The sequence below is a fragment of the Mesorhizobium sp. M2A.F.Ca.ET.039.01.1.1 genome, from assembly GCF_003998035.1.
Taxonomy (GTDB): domain Bacteria; phylum Pseudomonadota; class Alphaproteobacteria; order Rhizobiales; family Rhizobiaceae; genus Mesorhizobium.
In genome coordinates, this window is the sequence record NZ_RZRY01000615.1 from 1 (window position 1) to 3766 (window position 3766).

Consider the following 3766-nt stretch of genomic DNA (forward strand, 5'->3'; position numbering starts at 1 on the left):
ATGGACGACGGCGGGCAGGGTCGCCGGCGTGGCGGTGGCGGCAGCGGGTTATGTCGCGATCCGCACGGCGCGCGACTATGCGCAGCTCGAGCGCACGATCGGCCGCATCATCATCAACGCCGACAAGCCGGCGACGGCCATCAGGCCGACCATCGCCGTGCTGCAGGAGCTGGCCGACAAGTCCAAGCTGCCGTTCGACAACGTGGTGCAAGGTCTCGAAACGCTGATCGCGTCAGGCCGGTCGCTGGAGGAGGTGCTGGCTTTCCTCCCGACTGTCGCCCGCACCGCCCAGGCCTCTGGCGCCGAGATGTCGGATATCGCGCTTACCGCCGACGCGCTCGCCAACTCGCTCGGCATCACCGCCGACAAGATGCAGGAGGCCTTCGACATCCTCGCCTTCGAAGGCAAGGCTGGCAAATTCGAGCTGAAGGACATGGCCGCCGAGCTGCCGGCCATCGCGCCGGCCTTCGCTGCGCTGGGTTACAAGGGCACCGAAGGCCTGAAGCGGCTCGCCGCCATGCTGGAGATCGTGCGCAACCAGACGGGATCCTCGGCCGAGGCCGCGACCAACTTCTCCAACATCCTGCAGAAGGCCTACGGCAACGAGGTCGCCAATAACTTCAAGAAGTACAATATCGACATCCGCAGGGAACTCGACCGCACCCGCAAGGAAGGCGGCGACGTCATCGAGACGCTGGTCGAGCAGACCAACAAGGCACTCAAGGGCGACCTGTCCAAGCTGCCGCTGATCTTCACCGACATCCAGATGCAGCAAGGCATGCGCGCGCTGCTGACGCAGATGCCGGAACTGAAGAAGCATCTCGACGCGCTCGGCTCCGCATCCGGCACCGTGGCGAGGGACTTTGCCCAGATCACCGGCGATTCCGAAGGCAACTGGCAGCAGCTGATTAACAACATCCAGAAGACGGCGACCGCGCTTGGCGACCTGTCGGGCAGGGCGCTCAATCCGACGCTGGAGAAGGTGAACGACCGATTGTCGGACATGATGGCCGTCGACAAAGGCTATGAGGCCTTGCGCGGCAGCGGCCGCGATCCGCTATCCTATGCCGCCGAATTCAAGGATCGCTTCAATAAGCAGCATCCTGAGCTCGGCATGTTCGACCGCTTTACCGGCGCCTCGGCCGAGAAGGCTTTCCGGGATGCGCTGGCGCAGCTCGGCCGCGGCGAGATCAAGAACATTTTCGATGCGTTGCAGACGAAGATTCTTGAGGACCGGAAGACGCGCGAGCCCAACACGGGTATGTCGGCGGCGACCGTCCCCATGCCGACGCCGCGGCCGAAAAGCTGGGCGGAGATGACGCCCGCCGAGCGGCAGTACCAGGTTTACGCCCAGGGGCGGCATGCGCCGGCCAAGGGCGGCCAGGCCTATGTTCCGCCGTCGCCGGGCAACGCAGGCATCGGCCCGAACGTCGCCGGCTTCGACGCCGACGAATTCGAGCGCCGGCTGCAGTCCGGCGGCGCCGACGCCGGCAGCAAGATCGCGGAAGGCGGCACGCAGGCCGGCCAGAACGCCGCGCAGACCTTCACCTCCGGCGTCGCCGGGGCAGGGTCGTCGTTCGGCAAGAGCGCCGCCGCCGCCTTCATCGCCGGCGTCAGTGGGTTCCTGTCTTCCGCCAAGGCGGACCTGATGCGCCCGGTCGGCTCGCTTGGCGGCAGGACGACCGGCCAGCAGGTGCAGTCCGACACGCGCGGGCAGGCAATCGACTTTGGAGGGCCGCGCTGATGCTGATGAAGATCGGCCTGGTCGAGTGCGATCTCGCTTTCAACATCGACAAGCATGGGCGCGAGACGACGCATGACTATGCAGAAAAGCCGGTCGTCGGCGCGATGCCTCCCCTGGAAGATGTCGGCGTCGGATCGGAAACGCTCACCGTCTCCGGCCGTCTGATTCCGTCGAAGCTTGGCGGGTTGGGCACATTGAACATCCTGCGCAACGCGCAACTTGCCGGCACGCCGCAACTGGTGACCCGTGGCGACGGCAGCGTGTTCGGCTTCTACGTCGTGCAGTCGGTCAATGACGAGCATACCTTCCTCGATCACGACGGCGTCGGCCAGGTCGTCGACATCACCGTCAAGATGCAGAAATCGGCGGCGCCAGCACCGGCCGATTTCTTCGCCTCGCTGTTCTCGCTGATTGCTTAACGGAGAAAAGACCAAGTGCCTGTGTGTACCGACGCCGCTCCCCGAGGGAGGCCCGGTATCCCGGATATTGTGCCTCTCCTACCTAACGGCTACTTTAAGAGGGGAGAAATATGATTCCAGCGCTCAATAACGTAGCGTGGGCCGTCCCTGAGCGGGATGAAGTCGGCCCGGCTGGAATGGCGGGGTTACCTAGGCCGATGTATTCGAAAAGTGAGATTGTGAACGCCGGAAAGGTGCTTCGCGAAAACCTCACTCGCGATGCGATCCCGACAATTCAAGAGGCGCGCGGTCTTCACATAGTGCAGGCTTTTGCAATCGCGCATAGCTGGCGAGACGCGCACATGTTGCCCCTGCTTCGCGTGCGGATGGAACTGTCCCGCAAGCTGAAGCACGTCGAAAAGGACGCCGTCGCCGCCGCCAGACTTAAACGCATGGCGTCGATACGCCGAAAGCTTCAGCGGCCGATCACGTTGTACCAAATGCAAGATATTGCCGGATGCAGGGCAATCTTGCGATCGATGAAAGAGGTAGATCGGCTCGTTGGAGTCTATCGCAATGGAGGCACCGCGCATTCGATCCAATCGGAAGACGACTACATTTCGCGCCCGAAGAAGGATGGCTATCGAAGCCATCACTTCATCCTGAAGTTTTGCGGGAATGGCGAAGAAGAAATTTTCAACCGACAGACCGTTGAGGTTCAACTTCGCACCCGATTGCAGCACGCTTGGGCGACTGCGGTGGAATCAGTTGGGCTGATCCGCCACGAGAACATAAAGGGCGGCGAGGGTGATACGGACTGGCGTCGGTTTTTCGAGCTTATGTCGTCCGAACTAGCATATGAGGAAGACCGGGAACTAGCGCCGACTGCAGACATCCCGCGTGCGGACATTCGAAAGGAAATCCGAGATCTTTCGAAGCGAATTAAGGCGGTCTCGACCTTGGAGACGTACAATCGGGCAATTAACTTTACCGACGGGTATGGTCATACCTACGCCCGCTATTTTCTGCTCCAATTCGACTACAGCACCCGAGAGGTCTTCGTTCAACCGTTCTACAGCTACGACAAGGGAGCTGCGCGATACGTTGATGAAGAAAGGAACAACCAGAAGCGGAATACAGTTCTGGTTGAGGTCAACAAGGTCAACGATCTAAAGAAAGCGTTTCCGAACTACTTCTTAGACGTGAGCGCATTTACTGAGAAGCTGAAGGCCGTTCTGTCTCCCGGATATAAATCTAGTCAAGCTTACGATCTTTCGTGGCTGGCAGCGTATAGATAGCGCTCTTATCCGACGTAAACTCACTCAGATTTGGATTCATCATCTGCTTGAGGCACGCCTCAAGCAGATGATGAAGGAGATTTCCCTTGACAGAAACTGTCACCGTCAAGTCGGAAGGCATGACGCTATCCGCACTGTTGGCGCGGCATTATCGCAAGGTCTTTTCCGGCATGGTGGCGAAGACCTTCGCGCTCAACCAGGACCTCGCCGGGTCGGGCCCGCATCTGCCCGTCGCTCGCGTCGTCACCGTGATGACGCCGGCCGAAATGGCGGCCGAAGGCGCGGCCGCAAAGCCCGTGATTGACCTCTTTTCATGAGGAAGGGCC

At 60.9% G+C, this 3766-nt stretch carries 4 protein-coding genes; all 4 read left to right on the forward strand.

Annotation, left to right across the window (positions count from 1 at the left end; genetic code table 11):
- Positions 1 to 1744 (forward strand): phage tail tape measure protein (locus EOA24_RS30445; protein WP_127410408.1); only part of this gene is annotated, 1744 nt, incomplete at its 5' end.
- Positions 1744 to 2163: a phage tail protein gene (locus EOA24_RS30450; RefSeq protein WP_126082991.1), complete on the forward strand. Its 420-nt coding sequence runs from the start codon at positions 1744 to 1746 to the stop codon at positions 2161 to 2163. The genes EOA24_RS30445 and EOA24_RS30450, both read left to right, overlap by 1 nt.
- A 110-nt stretch (positions 2164 to 2273) precedes the next feature.
- Entirely contained in the window at positions 2274 to 3440 is a 1167-nt protein-coding gene (locus EOA24_RS30455) for a RelA/SpoT domain-containing protein (RefSeq protein ID WP_126082990.1), read from the forward strand.
- Positions 3441 to 3526: 86 nt separating this feature from the next.
- The gene (locus tag EOA24_RS30460) at positions 3527 to 3757 is read left to right on the forward strand and encodes a tail protein X (RefSeq protein ID WP_126082989.1); all 231 of its coding nucleotides are present in this window, start codon (positions 3527 to 3529) and stop codon (positions 3755 to 3757) included.
- Positions 3758 to 3766: the final 9 nt, after the last annotated feature.